This window comes from Spirosoma lituiforme, assembly GCF_054776635.1.
Genome location: NZ_BAAHBO010000016.1, coordinates 12425 through 28412 on the forward strand (window position 1 = coordinate 12425; position 15988 = coordinate 28412).

14 protein-coding genes are annotated in these 15988 nt (G+C 51.1%); 2 read left to right on the forward strand and 12 right to left on the reverse strand.

Annotated elements, in window-relative coordinates; all coding sequences use genetic code 11:
- Positions 1-234 precede the first annotated feature (234 nt).
- The 7 genes from ACYU87_RS26600 to ACYU87_RS26630 form a co-directional block, all read right to left on the reverse strand.
- On the reverse strand, positions 235-1554 hold the full coding sequence (locus tag ACYU87_RS26600) for a cytochrome c (protein WP_461137045.1): 1320 nt from the start codon (positions 1552-1554) through the stop codon (positions 235-237).
- 9 nt (positions 1555-1563) lie between these two features.
- Positions 1564-2151 (reverse strand): redoxin domain-containing protein, encoded by a 588-nt coding sequence (locus ACYU87_RS26605; protein WP_461137046.1) that lies wholly within the window; start codon positions 2149-2151, stop codon positions 1564-1566.
- An 82-nt stretch (positions 2152-2233) separates the two neighbouring features.
- Entirely contained in the window at positions 2234-3943 is a 1710-nt protein-coding gene (locus ACYU87_RS26610; protein ID WP_461137047.1) for a SusD/RagB family nutrient-binding outer membrane lipoprotein, read from the reverse strand.
- Positions 3944-3967: 24 nt separating this feature from the next.
- A complete protein-coding gene (locus ACYU87_RS26615) occupies positions 3968-7669 on the reverse strand; it encodes a SusC/RagA family TonB-linked outer membrane protein (protein WP_461137048.1) in 3702 nt (1233 codons plus the stop codon).
- A gap of 3 nt (positions 7670-7672) precedes the next feature.
- Positions 7673-8701 (reverse strand): FecR family protein, encoded by a 1029-nt coding sequence (locus ACYU87_RS26620; protein WP_461137049.1) that lies wholly within the window; start codon positions 8699-8701, stop codon positions 7673-7675.
- A gap of 23 nt (positions 8702-8724) precedes the next feature.
- The gene (locus tag ACYU87_RS26625) at positions 8725-9426 is read right to left on the reverse strand and encodes an RNA polymerase sigma-70 factor (protein WP_461137050.1); all 702 of its coding nucleotides are present in this window, start codon (positions 9424-9426) and stop codon (positions 8725-8727) included.
- A 498-nt stretch (positions 9427-9924) separates the two neighbouring features.
- Positions 9925-10788, reverse strand: a complete 864-nt coding sequence (locus ACYU87_RS26630; protein ID WP_461137051.1) for an aminoglycoside 6-adenylyltransferase — start codon at positions 10786-10788, stop codon at positions 9925-9927.
- A gap of 194 nt (positions 10789-10982) precedes the next feature.
- On the opposite strand from ACYU87_RS26630, the gene ACYU87_RS26635 reads away from it, so the two are divergent.
- Both ACYU87_RS26635 and ACYU87_RS26640 read left to right on the forward strand, forming a co-directional pair.
- Positions 10983-11582, forward strand: a complete 600-nt coding sequence (locus ACYU87_RS26635; protein WP_461137052.1) for an alpha/beta hydrolase — start codon at positions 10983-10985, stop codon at positions 11580-11582.
- Positions 11576-11875 carry a hypothetical protein gene (locus ACYU87_RS26640; RefSeq protein ID WP_461137053.1) on the forward strand — a complete coding sequence of 100 codons (300 nt, stop codon included), beginning with the start codon at positions 11576-11578 and terminating at the stop codon, positions 11873-11875. Before ACYU87_RS26635 ends, ACYU87_RS26640 begins: the two co-directional genes overlap by 7 nt.
- 114 nt (positions 11876-11989) lie before the next feature.
- On the opposite strand, the gene ACYU87_RS26645 is transcribed toward ACYU87_RS26640, so the two are convergent.
- The 5 genes from ACYU87_RS26645 to ACYU87_RS26665 all read right to left on the reverse strand — a co-directional run bounded on the left by ACYU87_RS26645 (position 11990) and on the right by ACYU87_RS26665 (position 15482).
- Positions 11990-12136 (reverse strand): CcmD family protein, encoded by a 147-nt coding sequence (locus ACYU87_RS26645; protein ID WP_461137054.1) that lies wholly within the window; start codon positions 12134-12136, stop codon positions 11990-11992.
- A 10-nt stretch (positions 12137-12146) separates the two neighbouring features.
- Complete coding sequence (gene ccsA, locus ACYU87_RS26650; RefSeq protein ID WP_461137055.1) at positions 12147-12869, reverse strand: cytochrome c biogenesis protein CcsA; 723 nt, start codon at positions 12867-12869, stop codon at positions 12147-12149.
- Positions 12870-13115: 246 nt separating this feature from the next.
- Entirely contained in the window at positions 13116-14021 is a 906-nt protein-coding gene (locus ACYU87_RS26655; RefSeq protein ID WP_461137056.1) for a helix-turn-helix domain-containing protein, read from the reverse strand.
- 80 nt (positions 14022-14101) lie between these two features.
- Positions 14102-15079 carry an aldo/keto reductase gene (locus ACYU87_RS26660; RefSeq protein ID WP_461137057.1) on the reverse strand — a complete coding sequence of 326 codons (978 nt, stop codon included), beginning with the start codon at positions 15077-15079 and terminating at the stop codon, positions 14102-14104.
- A gap of 49 nt (positions 15080-15128) precedes the next feature.
- Positions 15129-15482 carry a putative quinol monooxygenase gene (locus tag ACYU87_RS26665; protein WP_461137058.1) on the reverse strand — a complete coding sequence of 118 codons (354 nt, stop codon included), beginning with the start codon at positions 15480-15482 and terminating at the stop codon, positions 15129-15131.
- Positions 15483-15988: the final 506 nt, after the last annotated feature.

Below are 15988 nucleotides of genomic sequence, written 5' to 3' on the forward strand. Positions count from 1 at the left end.
TCGTCGCCGTGCCACCGCTGATCGCCCGCCCGGACCTGATTGCGTTCGAGCTGAATCGGGCAATCGGCCAGCAGCGTTTTCCAGGCAGCAGTAATAGATTTTTTACCGTTAAGTTAGTTCACATCAACATTGAAAAATGGTTTAGGCAAAGTTCTTCCATCTATAGGCAACCGAGTACCGAATAATGGTATCCCGGTAAATCAACGTACGGTGTCTCGTATTCGCCAATCACTGCTACTTATCTAACGTAACCTGCTCGTCGCCTGCCTGGTAAGTGGTGTAGATGAGAAGAAGTGTCATCATTTCGTGTCGGGAGTCCATGTCACCCAGTGAGAAAACGGTCTGGGGCGGGTTGTTTGGATTATCTGGATTTGCGGACGTATTGTCGTACGTGCAATCCATGTGAATAACTGACCCACGAGGAATCTTTATCAAGCGTTTGAATTTGTAAAGTTCCTGCCAGCGAAAGTCCCACTGGGGGATGTGCACCAGACGAATGGTATCGGACTCCGGCGTTACAGCGTACGCAGTATAGGTTTTACCCCATACGTGCATGTGGGGCCAGACGTACATCACCGACTGGTCTTCCTGCGTTTTAACCTGTAGGTGGTGCGTGCTGATGTCGTTGGGGGATATAATCAGCGGAGGCCGAATATCCCGTTCCCCGATGCCCCCCGATCCCAGGCTGATAACGCGCACACTGCGCTTGATGGGTTCTTTGTGAAAAAAGAGGTTGACGCCCACAACCGATCGCAAGTCGATGGCACTGGCAGAATAATGCACGGTCATAATCAATACCCCCCGTTTGGGCAGCGACCAACCATAGCTGGCAGGATAACTCTCGACGGAGGTACCGGGAATCCACCCACTGTAGTATACCATCCGGTTTTTGAACGATCTGTTGACGGCCAGTTTATCGGCACTTTCCGGGTCATCGGTCGTGTTGATGTAGCTATAGCCACTGCTCAGGGCAGCCGTAGAGTCCGGTACGTCGTAAAAACCGTAGTTGATATGATGAATAGCCTTTTTGTTGTTGGTCACAAACTCAATAGCCTCGATCGACTTTGGCTTAGTCAGTTCGAAGGGTACTTTTAGCACAATGAACCGTTCCGTGTTGTTACCCTGAAGGGTAAGCGCCGAGTCGATTTTCAGTGTCAGATCGGGCGGGCGGCCATAGGTAGTTGTTTGCAGGAGTTCCTGTTGCCGCCGGTTAGTTTTCTCTTTATAAGTACCTTTTGGTGCTCCCTGATCGATCCAGCTCAGTAACTTATTTTTATCTGTTTCGGAAAGCGATCGATCATTGGCAAATTCCGTGTAATGCGTATCGGCTCGCCAGGGCGGCATGTAATTGATTGTGACTACCTTTTTAATAAACGACGCCCGTTTGGCGACATCGGCATACGTGATCAGTGAAAAAGGGGCCGCGTCGCCGGGGCGGTGGCATACCGCACACTTCGACAAAATGATCGGCTCTATGTCTGAGTACGTGATTGACTGGGCCTGTCCAAGCCAACTCAGCAGAAGCAGTGCACTGCTCAACAGAAGGTATTTCATACGGTACACTTAATAATCATTAATCAGACAACCAATGGCGGTCGTTCGTGCTACCGAAACAGGATAACCGCTTTTGGTTGCCGCAATCGCGTCGGCTAGATAGGTTTTGTCGGCTTTGTTTCTGGTTCTGCCCAGCGATACCACCCAATCGTCAATAGCCCCTGCGTACAGGATACTACGCTGCTGATCGAACAGAAAAACTTCAGGTGTTGTCGTGGCGCCTAACGCGCTGCTCAGTCGTCGTGAACGGTCCATGAGCAACGTAAAGTCCAACTGGTAGGTCGATTTGAATTGCTGGCATTCGGCGGATGAGTAGGCTTTCCCCGGAAAAACGCCAACGATGGTCAATTCGGTTGCGTACTGCCTTTGAAGCTGATTCAGCGTGCGGGTGTATTGCTGGCATAGGGGGCACTCGGGGGAGAGAAATACCACAGCCAGTAAAGGCCGGGAGTAATTACCCAGGGTCACTCGTTGCTGCGTGAGCGTGCGTAACGGAATCGTGTTGATCGGATGGGGCAACTGCCCATACGTCACGACTGCCAGCCAGTTGCACACCAGCAGATAAACCCACTTACCACTACCTCTGTCCTGTCGCATACCGTACAGCTAAAAAATCAATCCGACGGCAAGAGAACCAGCCGTCGGATTGGTACATGACTATATAAATGTACGCAGACAATTATTGTTTATCCCACCAAACTCGTCCCGTTATATCGCTGGGTGCGCCAAAGCCGGGTTCCTTTTGCTGTTCGACAATAGCGTTCTGAATATTCTGATAGTTGATGTTGGTCACCGTCGGCAGGTTGATTGTGAACCGGCGGGGCATTGCCTGTGGCGTTCCACTCTGACGAATAACTTCAAGTTGTAGAATCTTACCGGTAGCACTCGGAAAGCCCGTTCGCTTTATCACAGCCCAGGCCTCATTCTGATTCTTGAAATAGTTGATGTACTGCTGCACTAGAATTTGCTCCAGTGCGTTGGTCGGATCATAGACAACACCACTTTTGGCTTTGTATGCCGTGGCTTCGGCCGATGTCAACGCTACGTAGTTATTGAGCCCCGACGTTTTGGCCATATCATCGTAATTGGCCAGCGAGGCATCGATTCCTTTGTAGTACCAGCCCTCGGCGTCAGTGCCAGTAATCCCCCGTGCGGCCAGTTCAGCGCGCATAAAACAAACATCGGCGTAGGTAATGATGGGAAACGTGGTCAGGCCGTTTCCATTCTCGAAAGCGCCGTAGAACAACCGACTCTGTACGAGTGAAGGGAGCCTGGCCTGAACGGGCGTGGTAGCACCCCCGAACGAATACGAGATATTGGCAAAGTAAATAGCCTTATTCGGATCGCCACTAGCATCAGGGTCTGCGTACTGCCCCCGGTAAAGCTGCCCATCCCACGGCATGCTGGCCGGAATTTTACCCTGTGCCAGTGCAGCTTCGTACCGCTCTTTGGTGAAGGGTGAGGGTTGATAAAATACGCGGGTACGTGGATCGCTGGTACGCCACATAAAATCGACCATATTTTTCGATCCTGATACTTCACCGTTGCTAACCGGATTGTAATTGCTTTGTCCGGCCCCGCCCGTAAAGCCGACGCCACTCACCAGTTTCCAATCATCGGCCGTTGAACTGATAACCCCACCAGCCGCCGAGAGTACTTCGGTAGCAATGGCTTTCAGCCGCTCCGGATTGCGCTTCATGAGTCGAAATGCCATTTTCAGTCGCAGGCTGTTAGCCGCCTTAATCCACTTAGTAACATCACCGGCATAGTAAATATCATTGGCTCCCAGCGCCACCTGCTCAACGGACGGTGTGGCGCTCAGCACCTGAACGATCTCTTTAAGCTGCGTATCCAGTGTTTGATATAAGGCTTCCTGCGTGTCATACGTAGGCGTCACCTGAGCCGGGATCGTATACCGTGCTTTGAAAGCTTCGGTATACGGAATGCTACCGTTTACGTCGGAGGTGTACCAGGCATAGTAAGCGAGTGGAATACCCGCTATCGCCCGCAGTTGAACGTAACGGGCTTTCTGATCAGCTGGTAGCCGGTCGATCAGTTGCTGTACGTCAACCAGCCGGTTCCCTACTGAATTGTAAAAATTATTGAACCGTTGGTTCAGGTTACCCGACCCTTCGTATACGTTTTGCCCGTTGCCTGAGCGGGTTACAAAGCTCTGCGTCCAGTAATAGATCGCCCGATTATAGTCATAATAATACTCGAAACTATTGTTATGAATCGCCAGCGTAGCCGCCGTAAACTCGTACTCGGGAGGTACTGACAGAACTGCATCCGGATTCGTATTGATCGTGGCAAATTCGTCGCGGCAAGCTGTCAATGAAAGCAGAGTAGCCGCCAGCAAGCTATAGGTTAGTATTTTAATTTGTTTCATAGTTCTTACGGATCGATGCATCAATTAAAAGCTACCGTTTACAGACACGCCTACGCTACGGGTATAGGGCATTCCCGACGTCTCCTGGAAGGCACCCGAGCCACTATCGTTCAGGTTATTAGGATTCACACCATCCTTAGCGCTATTGTAGAGGTACAACAGGTTATTGCCAATCAGCGATACCCGCAGTCCATTCAGCGAAACGCGGTTAGCCACTTTTTGCGGCAGATCATAGCTTAGATTGACCTGCTGCACTGATACCCACGAGGAGGTAAAAATAGCGTCCTCCCGGATACCGTTTGCCCAGCTGTGCCCGTTGGCGTAGTAGCTAAGGGTACTGGTTGGCCGCACAATTCCTTTTTCGTACGCTTCCTGATGGGTCATACCCGACAGATCATACGACTTGCCGTCCAGCCCGGTAACGCGGGTTCCCTGCTGATACACACCATCCAGAATGATCCCGTCGGTACGGTCGGCACCGGCCACGTTTTTGTAGGCCAGGCCACCCAACTCCGGCGTACGACCGGGCAACGTGCTTTTAAGACTACCCAGCCACTGCCCAAAGTCGGATGTAGTCGAGAAGATTTTACCGCCAATCTTAGAATCGAGCATCACGTTCAGCTGAATATTCTTGTAGTTGAACGAGTTCCGCCAGCTACCCATGAACTTCGGCAGAATAGAGCCTACCACGGGTGCTTTGTCGGTACCCTGCACGTAGTTCTGTGCGCGCACAAATACAGAAGTACTGTTGCTGGCTGCCCGAATTACCTTACGCCCATTGAGCGGGCTATCCACCGGACTACCGTCAGTGCCCGTCGCCTGGTATTTGGCATAGCCATAGGGAGCTATAATGGTCCCATAGTCGCCCCCTACCTGAGCCACAGCCTGGAACCCATCACCACCGGCAATGGTCGTATACTCAAGGCCAAACGGCAGCGATAGGACGGTGTTCCGGTTCAGGGTATAATTGACGTACGTGTCCCAGGAAAAGTTTTTGGTCTTAACCGGTGTGCCATATAGTAATAGCTCAATACCCCGGTTTCGAACGGTGCCTCCGTTGATCAGCGCGGCACTAACGCCCGATGTGTTGGGTACCCCGAAACTGATGATCTGATTTTTGGTGTCCTGCGAATACACCGTAGCGTCGAGGCCCAGTCGGTTGCGCAGCAGTTTTAACTCAAGTCCCGTCTCGAACTTATAACTCCGCTCAGGCACGAGTGCCTGATTGGGCAGTGTGTTGCTCCCATACTGATAATTCAATACTGACGCTCCTGTACTGTTGATGTACGGACTGTTGGCTGAATACGCGCCCGTATTGGCTGTGTATGGATCAGTACCGTTTCCAGATTGCACGTAGGAAACCCGCAGCTTGGCGTAATCGAGCGCATTAGGTAACTGGGTACGGAAAGCGTCGGATAAAACCCAGGCGATGTCGGCACCGGGATAAAAATACGCGTAATTACCCTGACCGTTGTTGTAGACGAGCGTAGAGTTCCAGTCGTTCCGTCCGTAAACGTTGACAGTCAAATAGTCTTTGAACGCAACGCTGCCCTGATAAAAAGCCGATAAGCTACGGGACGAATTTGGCGTGAACTCATCCGTACCGACAGGGTTCCGCGAGTTGCGCAGCCGGTAAATATCCGGCAAAATACCGCCGTTGGTCCAATAGCGAATCCCCTTTGTCACCGAGGTATTCATCTCTCCCCCGGCCTGCACCAGAAAGTCAAAGTCATTGACTCGCTTCGTATAGTTCAGATTGGCCCGGTACCGTCCTACCTGCGTATTACGGACAGATGACTCGTAGTAGGGATTGGCAAAGCTGGCATCCCGCCCCCGCACCTTACGTTCGTAGTTCGACCCTATGTAGTTCAGACTGGCATTACCCTGAAACTCCAGCCCTTTGACCAACGGTGCCCGCAGATCGATACTACCCCGGAGGTTGTTGTCTGCCTGCGTCGTGTTATCTTCAAAGAGAGAATACCAGACGCTCGTGAAGCCACTTGGATCGTCCTGGTTCAAGCCGCCCAAAGTGGAGTTGATATAATGCGTACGCCAGTAGTCCATATCATAGTTCCGTACACCGCCGTAAGCGAGATTTCGGAAGATACCACTCCCGCCCTGATTAGCCGGGTTCAAGGCATTGCTACGCACATACGTAACGTTTGCATCGAGCAATACTTTGCCCAGCAGGCGTTGCGTACCCCGGAAGTTGATGCTGTTCCGTCTAAAATCATTCCGTGGTGTTACCCCCTGAGAGCTAAGCCGTGAATAGGACAAGCGGAATGTACCCGTCTCATTACCACCCGATACACCAACGTTTGTATTGCTAGTCAGTGCCGTCCGGAAGATGCTCAGAATATCGTTGGGGCGAGGGTTGTTCTGTACAATCTGCCCCGTTACGTCACGCACCGTTTGACCCGCCAGCGCGGGCCCGAAGTTATACCCATAGGTAGCAGGATTGATTTCCGGTACGCCGTCTGCTCCCGTAACAAAGTCACCAGTGTGGCTGCCGGAGCCAAACTGGTTTTGAAAGTCAGCGGTTCGGTACGCTTTTTCCCACACTAACGACTGGGAGACGGTTACACCCAAACCCTTCTGCGAAAACCCTTTTTTTGTCTTGATCAGAATCACACCGTTGTTGGCCCGACTACCGTATAACGCCGTAACGGCTCCGCCTTTGAGCACGTTGACCGATTCGATATCGTCCGGGTTGATGTCTTTAAGAATGTTACCGAAATCCTGCTCACCTCCGCGGTTGGGCAATACGACATCCTGCTCCATGACAATATTGTCGATGACGATAAGCGGCTGATTCCTGTACGGGTCCAGCGACGCACTGCCCCGAATCAGAAATCGGGGTGTCGACTGCGGACCGCCAATACCCGGCTGCACCTGGAGGCCAGGGACCAATCCCTGAAGGGCAGCAATCGGGTTGACAGCCGCCTGCCGCCGAATGGCATCGCCATCGACCGACGTCGTGGCATAACCTACGTTTCGTTTTTCCCGGTCCCCGAAACCCGTTACGACGGTTTCCGCGAGCATCTGGTGGTCTGCTTTAAGGGCAACATTGATCTGTGTCCGTTCGCCAACGACTACTTCCTGTTTCAGGTAGCCCACAAAGCTGATGACCAGCGTAGCCGACCCATTGGGTACCGAAATTTGAAAGTTACCTTCTTTGTCGGTTGCCGCCCCGCTCGTCAATCCTTTAACAACGATGTTCGCTCCCGGGATACCTTCGTTTGTTTCGGCATCGGTTACGCGGCCACGTACCAGAATTGCGCTGGAGGGTCTTATCGTCGTTTCAGCAGAAAGGGCTGTACCCGCAATCGCCGATTCACCGATGAGTGTTGCCTGTACTCGTGTCCGAGCGTCATCAGCTGATTCGGGCGTCGGGGTTTGTTTTGCAATGACAAAGCCCTGATTTTTGGCTTTGTACGAACGTAGACCCAGCGGTTGCAAAATAGTCTTTAGATTCGTTTCCAGTGAAGCGCTCCAATCAATGCGCTCAACAGCAACAAACTGCCCTTCCACCAATTGATCGAAGAAGAGAATATCGACCTTGTAGTGCGTCTCAAGTTTCTCCAGAACTACTTTGAGCGCAAGTCGGCTCTCCGTTGTTAACTGCCGGTGGGTAGTCTCCGCTCTAGCCAATAGCTGTGCTGAGCCGGACTGTCTGGTAGCGATGATACCCATCAGCACGAGACCCGTAAGTAGTGGTTTTCTCATCTATTATTTGGTTATAGTTATTGGTTGATTACTCGCATAGGCTAAAGTGACTGTTTTATCGTGCTGGCTATACGTCAGCCCTGATCCCTGCGATAGAGCGTCGAGTAGTTCCTCGGCCGACTGCGCGGTAAAGGCTCCGGTCACAGTCCAGCTAGCCACTTCGGCATCTGTAATTATAAGTTTGAGACCGTACGTTTCGCGAAAGAATTGAGCGATTTCCGGCATCGTCGTATGGTCGAATACGAACCGGTTAGACCGCCAGGATGCGTACTGCTCAGGTTGGCGAACAGTCCGGCTCTGGACACGCCCCTTCCGGTCCACCTTGACCAGATCGCCTGGCTTCATCACCATTGACTGCTTCATAGTCGCCTGAGGGTACATGAGTTTTACCTGCCCCTTACGCAGGATGACGCGATCACCCGGCTGGCGGCTGTACACGGTGAATTCAGTTCCCAGCACAACCACGTCAAGCCCACGTTCGGTATGCACGATAAATTGGCGGTTATCGGCCGTGTGCGTCACAGTGAAATCAGCTTCCCCAGTCAATTGGACCGTACGTACAGTCTGACCAAGCGTGAATCGGGGCTCTTTCAGGCTTGAGTTTGCGTTAAGTGTCACCTTACTGCCATCCGCAAGAATCAGGTGACGGATTTGCCCGTACGCTGTTGTGTATGTTTTGTAAAGCAACCAGTCACGATTGATCCAGCCCGCCAGTAAGACAAGCATGGCAGCCGCAAAGACGGCTGGTAACCAGTTGGGGTATAGGCGAACAGGGGGCCTTTCGGTTTGGTCTATTCCAGTAGCTGCACCATTGCTGGCCTGATTCGCCAGTCTCTCCATGTGCCGGTCGCGGGCCTTCCTGGTATCAGCCATGTACTGAGGATGCTGATTTTCCCAGTTTTCCAGTACAGCGTAAAACAGCTCCTGGTTGTTGGGCTCTTTGATCCAATGATCGATCAATTGTTTCTGTAAAGCTGAGGCCTGCCCTGCAAAATAGTTCATTAGCAGGGTCTCCGTTACGGCTGTATCCATGTTTCGGTTTGGTAAAAGTTCGTTCACAGCCCTTGCAGGGGTACGGCCAGGTTACAGGCTATGAGAAGAATCATTGTCCATTTGGCAATCATGGCCTTACGCATTTGATGCATGGCCTGGGCCATGTGAGCTTCTACTGTTTTCACCGACAGGTTCAGGTCCTTGGCAATTTCGCTGTACTTCTTACCCTCAAAGCGGTGCATGATATACACGCGTCGACGTTGTATTGGTAACTGGTTGAGACTCTTCTCGACATCGTGGTAAAGTTCTTCAAATTGCGTAACCGTATCCGGATGTTGCCCAATGGGAATTGATACAGTCCCTGCTTGCTCAAGTGACGTACTACGATTCATTTCAAGGCGTACATAATCGAAAGCCCTGTTCCGGACCGCCGTAAACAAAAAGGCCCTGAACGAACTGGTAACAGTCTTGAAGATTTCCTTGGATTGAAGCTCGTAGAACAGATCCGAGACAATATCCTCCGCAATTTCCCGTGAGGACACATACCGAACCGCGTGGTTACACAGCGGCTGATAGTACCGCTCAAACAGTAGTGTTATTCCTTCATTTGCACTTCGGGCAAATGCATTACGGATAAACGCTTCCGAATCAACCAGACCGGTCCTGTTATTCTCACACGGACCGGTGTCTTCGTCGGAAGCGATGGTAAAGAGCCTTGAATTACTAGTGCTGATATAGGATATTAACGATTTGGTCTGACCCATATCTAACCGAATAATGAGGAAGTGTAACTGACCGGATTCAATAGTTTGTTTTATACAGACGATTCTATAGGGAAAAACCCCTAGTCTGATTTGTAAAAAATCTTACAAATCAGACTAGGGGTTTTTCCTTAGACATTAATTGCCAATCAAAACGAGTTCTGATCAACGCATAAAGACACGATGTGTGGGTCTTGACCGTCAGAAATGGTAGACAAACTTGCTAAAAAATAGGGTATACCACGGCATTTGGTTATGATACATCCAAAAACATATCGTACGCTAAAGACCCGTCTAGTCATTGCTCACTAAGATCTGAGCAGGCCTAAATTACTGATAAATACTTACCTTACATGTTTTCATTTGTATAGTAAATGGTACTTTTTGCCCCATAAAATGTCCCGTTTTCGAAAAGGCTTATTTATTTCGTATCAATTAGGAGCCTTTTGCGAGAGGGTAATCCAAGTCATGAACTACGTGTCTGACTCTCCAGTATATTAGTTAGTCAGATTGTTTGTGATAGTCGTAACGCTGCTTGATATAAAGCATAGTTTGCTGAATCTCCTTCCAATTGAGGACAAAGCCAAGCTGATTCGCTACTGCCTCTGCTAATGCAGTGAACAATTCGGTTATACCAATCAGCGCTTGCCAATTGGCCTCTAGACTTGCATTAGCGTATGTGGCCAGCACCTGATTGTAAAAAGACGCCCCCAAGAACTGTTGGATAAACTGACCGGATTTACCAAAGGGTACCGAAAAGTTGTTTTGAGCACCAATCTGCCAACTGATCATCTTCATAAACATGGGTCGGACCCCTGTTTCCATCATCTCTTTGGCATAGGGAATCTGCTGACGGGCTGAGCCTTTGACTACATACGTGCTCACCCACCAAAATTCATTGCAGGTGTCAGTAAACTCTTTTGAGGTTGGTGCACCAATCAGATAGTCAGCATCGGTTGCTTTGGGCAAGTTCGTGAAGAGGGCATCTTTATCGAGCCAGCATAACGTTAGGCTGTCCGGCCAGTGGTTGGGCTGGACCTGGTTGATTGGGTACAGTGTTAAATCAATGCGATTTCCATCAGAAAACAACATCAAGTAGCTAAAGCTAGTGTCGCTGGTTTCACCAATGACCATCTGATCGGGTAACTGGGTAATGATAGTTTCCCCAAAGGCGTCAATCCATTGGTGATTCTTGGTGAAATCGTCTAGTGCCTTAACCACGTAAACGACGTCAAAATCTTGATATTCGTCCTTAAAGATTGCAGAATTAGCTCTTGAGCCGTTGAGTAGCACAGCCCTAATTCGCTCTTCGTGTCGAGCAAAGTCAAGCAAGAGTGATTTTATTTGGGCTTCGCTTCTTGTCACCGGTAGTAGTTCAACTAGTTATAAGCCGAATCGATATAGATTCTATAGATAGGGTTGTGGAAGCGCTAAGTTAGCCGTCTTATTAAACGTCCGAGTTAATATTCTATCGTCTTATATTGGAGGGTATCCTGAGACGATTAGTTTTACTAACTGCTCAACTTTATCCATCACCTACAGTTTGACACAACGCTGCTTTGCTTAACATCACATCAATACTATTTCGCCTTGCCGTACTGGCACTTGCACTGGGGTTTCCAGTCACGATTCTGGCTCAGACAGCTCCCCCTGAGATACCCCTTTGGCCTAAAGGTGCCCCTGGTTTTGAAGATCGTCGGAACGAACCTGAACAGGCGGAAGACTATTGGGTACGCCATATCAATAATCCATCCATAACGGTTTATCTACCACCCAAAGACAAAGCGACGGGAGCTGCCGTTGTGATTTGTCCAGGTGGGGGGCATCGGGAGCTTGTGTTCAATGCCGAAGGTCGCCAGCCAGCCCAGTACCTCAATAGCATTGGGGTAGCGGCCTTTGTGTTAAAATATCGTCTGGCCAGCGAAGTAAACTCCCCTTATTCGCTCGACAAGCACACCCGTGAGGATGCGTACCGGGCCATGCGGCTGGTTCGAAGTAAAGCGGACGAGTTTGGGATTGACCCTAACCGGCTGGGTATGCTGGGTTTCTCAGCGGGGGGTGATGTCGTAAGCCTAGTCGCTTACACCCCCGGCAAAGGCCCTAGCGATGCCCTGATCCCATTGGTCGGCTGGATGGAAGGCCCTCCTTTCAGATGCTGATTTATCCCGGCCCGCTGGGCCTTCCCAAAAGTGTTCCCGCCGATGCCCCGCCCGCCTTTTTACTAGTGGCCAATGATGATGTATGGTGCTCGGAAGTGGTGGTTCTGTTACTCCAGAAGTATCGCGCAGCCAAGGTCCGGGTGGAAGCCCATATTTATACCCAGGGCAAACACGCCTTCAATATGGGGGACCGCTCGGACTTAAAATCGATTAATACCTGGCCGCAGCGGATGGCCGACTGGCTAACGGACAATCGCTTTCTTGAACCGGCTGGGAGCCCGGTCCACAAGTAACTAAACAGAAGAAATTTCTTGGGAGCCTTTTCAGGCTTTTACCCCAAAAGCTGGAAAAATATCATGTCCAGCTTTTTTCGCATTTCTAAAATAATAGGTCGGCTCAATACAAGGCTAGCGGATGACTCGTCGCTTGACTTTGCTGACTCGGTGCCCAATCCCAACCAGATATACGAACCAGCCCAGTAGAACCACACCAATCACCGCTACAACCACCCATATCTTACCATCCTGGCGTAATAATTCCGTTAACTGATCCATAAGAAGTTCATTATAAGTCTGTCGTATTTTGTAAATCGGATGACTGCTTAGTGGAAACCTTGTTCAGGTCGTCCTGCTCATCTAACAGTGTTTCCAACCGGCGTAATCTGACCCGAAGCTGAGCGATCCAAAAACCCAGTAAAGTGAAGCCCACAAAAGCGGGTCTGATGATGCGTTTGATGGAATTAGCGGCATCGTATTGGTTAAACCCTGGATTCCCTCCGTTACCCGGATGTAACGAATCCGTCAAACGGGGTAGGATGAGGATGAGCGGAATGAAAACAGCAAAGGCAAAGATGTTATAAACAGCTGATATCCTTGCACGACGCATCTCATCATCCACTGACCCCCGTAAAACAAAATAGGCTAGATACAACAGCATGCCAACCGCGACTCCATTGGTTTTAGGATCGTTGGGCCACAAATCGCCCCAGGCGAAATAAGCCCACACTGATCCGGTAATACAGCCTAATACCCCGAATAACAGAGCCGTGTTCGCTAACTCAACCGAGATAAGATCGTCATCCAGCTTTCCTTTTCTTAAATAGCGGATCGAGAAGATAGCCGATGCGAACAGCAGGACCATCATGGCGATCCAAAGAGGGGGATGGAAGAATGTATTGCGGATGGCTTCATGTAAAATGGGCAATTTTGGCACCGGGCTCATCAAACCCGCAATGAAGACATAGGCCAGAATCAGAACGGTTAAGGCTTTCCACCAATGTTTAAGCATAACACAAATAGTAATTTTATAACAGAGTGTTAAGAAAGTGTTTCCTACTGCCGGAGGTGAAATGTTGCCCTACTCTTGACTCGCATCTGACACTTTACCCATTACATCCTTGCAAGTTTACTATTTTGTTAAACGCCAAATTTAGGAAGTAGATACATGAATGCTCCTTCATATCGAGCAGGAGCGTTTACGGAGAATATCAATAAAACAGTAGCGAATGAGTGTTCACGCGAGCTCTCTTGTTAGCTAATTCACGGACTGGCGGAAGGCGGCTGGCGTGAGGCCCGTTCTGCTTTTGAACAAGCGTGTAAAATAGTGTGGGTAGTCGAAGCCGAGTAGAAAGGCGGTCTCGCTGACCGTGAGCGATGTACTGAGTAGCAGTTGCTTGGCCCGTTCAATCAGGGCATGGTGCAGGTGCTGCTGGGCTGTCTGCCCAGTGAGTGCACGAAGCATATCGCTCAGGTAGGCGGGCGATACGTTCAGTGCTTGGGCAAACTGCTGCACCGTGGGCAGTGCGATATTGCCAGTTTGGGCAAAATGGGTCCTGAGCTGTGCCTCAAAGCGAGTTAGTAGGTCGTGTTCGGCTATTCGCCGGGTCAGAAACTGGCGATGGTAAAACCGATTGGCATATCCCAGCAGCACTTCCAGTTGTGCAATCAACAGGTCGTGGCTGAAAGCGTCAAGGGATTGCTCGTATTCGTACCGAATACTGCCGAGTACGCCGTCAAGCAACTTTTCTTCCTTGGCCGACAAATGCAAGGCCTCATGCACCTCGTAGGAGAAGAAGCCATAGTTAGTGATTTTCTGGCCCAGGGGGTATTTGTGCAGCAAGTCAGGGTGGAATACCAGCATCCAGCCGCTTAGTTCCGAGATGTCGAGGCTGGTATCGGCCTGCACGACCTGGCCAGGGGCCAAAAACGTGAGCAACCCCTCGTGAAAATCGTAGGTCTGTCGGCCGTAGTGCACTGTGCCTTTGAGGCCGCGCTTGAGGGAGACGGTGTAGAGCTGCGCCACAACCGGGGCGGTTGGGGTCTGCCCAGTTATCTCGGACAGATCGATGAGCGTAAGCAAGGGGTGCGTTGGGGCCGGTAACCCGTAATAGCGGGTGTATTCCGTGACGGTGTTCAGTACCTGAAAATCAGCAGCTTTCATAGGGTAATATAAAGTAAGCTAAAGAATAAAGAGCCCAGCCATTACTGAATGGCCCCTTTATTCTTTTGGTAACCGCGGTCTTAACCCGGATATGCCGCGCCAGCAACACTGCCCACGGGCAGGATAGCATCCAGTTCGGCCAGTTCGGCCGCGCTAAACTGAATGTCGGCAGCCGCGACATTGGCTTCAAGGTACTTGCGACGCTTGGTACCCGGAATGGCGACTACGCCCTGCGTCAGCACCCAGGCCAGGGCCAGCTGCGCGGCTGTCGTGCCTTTGGCTTCGGCTACGGTTTTCAGCTTCTCCACCAGCTCCAGGTTTTTGGCGAAGTTCTCGCCCTGATAGCGCGGGAAATAACGCCGTGTATCGTCGGCCGCGAAGTCGTCGGGGCTTTTAATTTCGCCCGACAAAAAGCCCCGGCCCAGCGGTGAGTAGCCCACGAAGCCAATGCCCAGTTCCTGAGTAGCGGCCAGCACGCCATCCTCCTCTACGCCCCGGTCAAAAAGTGAATATTCCGTTTGCAGGGCCGAAATGGGGTGCACGGCGTGGGCACGGCGCAGGATGTCGGTGGATACTTCCGAGAGGCCCAGGTAGCGCACCTTGCCCTCGTCCACCAGACGACCCATAGCCCCTACGGTCTCCTCAATGGGCGTGTTGGGATCAAGACGGTGCAGGTAGTACAGGTCGATGTAGTCGGTGCCCAGGTTCTTGAGCGAGCGCTCGATGGCCATGCGCACGTACTCGGGGCGGCCGTTAAATTCCATCGTGATGCTGTTGTCGTCGCCGATGACAAAGCCGAACTTGGTGGCCACGGTGTACTTATGGCGCTGGCCGGCAATGGCTTTGCCCACTAGCTGCTCGTTGTTGAAGGGGCCGTATACGTCGGCCGTGTCAAGCAGGGTCACGCCCAGTTCGAGGGCGCGGTGGATGGTGGCGATGCTTTCGGTATTGTCGGCGGCCCCGTAGATGCCGCTGCCCGACATGCCCATGCAGCCGAGGCCTTCGGCCGATACGTGCAGGCCCTGGCTACCCAAGGCTACTTGTTTGATGGTGCTCATATAGACGTTGTTGACAGGTAAAACAGAGTTGTAACGTACAAGGCGCTAACTAGCGGGGGACTTCGGCGAAATGCTGGTAGTTGACTACGTTGTCCAGGCCCGACTTCTGCTTGAAATCGGGGCCCACGGGCCCGAGCACCATCATATGGGTGGTGGTGGCAATGGAGCTCCACACGGTGAGCGGCTCCATGGTGTTCTGCACATGCAGCCAGATACCGGCTTCGTCTACGTAGCGCTCGTGCTGGAGGTAGCTGCCATCGGCTTGGCGAAACACTTCGTAGCCCAGTACGTGGGGCTCATCTTTGGTAATGGCCAGTTGTTTGGCCAGCGTCTGCTCGTAGAGCGTCTGATCTTCGGGCTTCACGGTGAAGGTAGAAATCAGATAAACGGTTTTGTTTTCCATGAGAGTAAAAAACTGGTTGGTTGTTTCACCGCCACTCCTGTTGGCTTGGCCGTGTTAAAGCAGCTGTCGCTTTACACGACAAAGGTCGGGGCGCGCTGTTGCCCATAACCACACAAAACCACGGATATATAACACAAATTCTGTCCAGCCTTTCCTGTTACTATTGGTAGTCTGGGCGTTTTAAAAAATGCCCCATTTCTGAAGCAGATATATAAAGTCGTTTTTCGTTTCAAAGAGAACACCTCTTTCGAATGACTATTCAGGCAAAGGTAACTGCTTTTTTGCAGTTGACTTACTGTAAAAAAGCAGTTACCTTTGTTGGTAAATAATTATTCCTATGACTATTCTCTCTCAGCCGCCTGCTCAAGGTTCCTCACCTGCTTCATCAAGGCGACGCCTTACTCAACCAGGCGGGCCAGCAAAGACCCCTTATCAACCCCAACGAGCCACTAGCTTCGCCATCATTGAACAAGCCCAAAAGGGCGTGCCAACTCAGCAAGTGGATC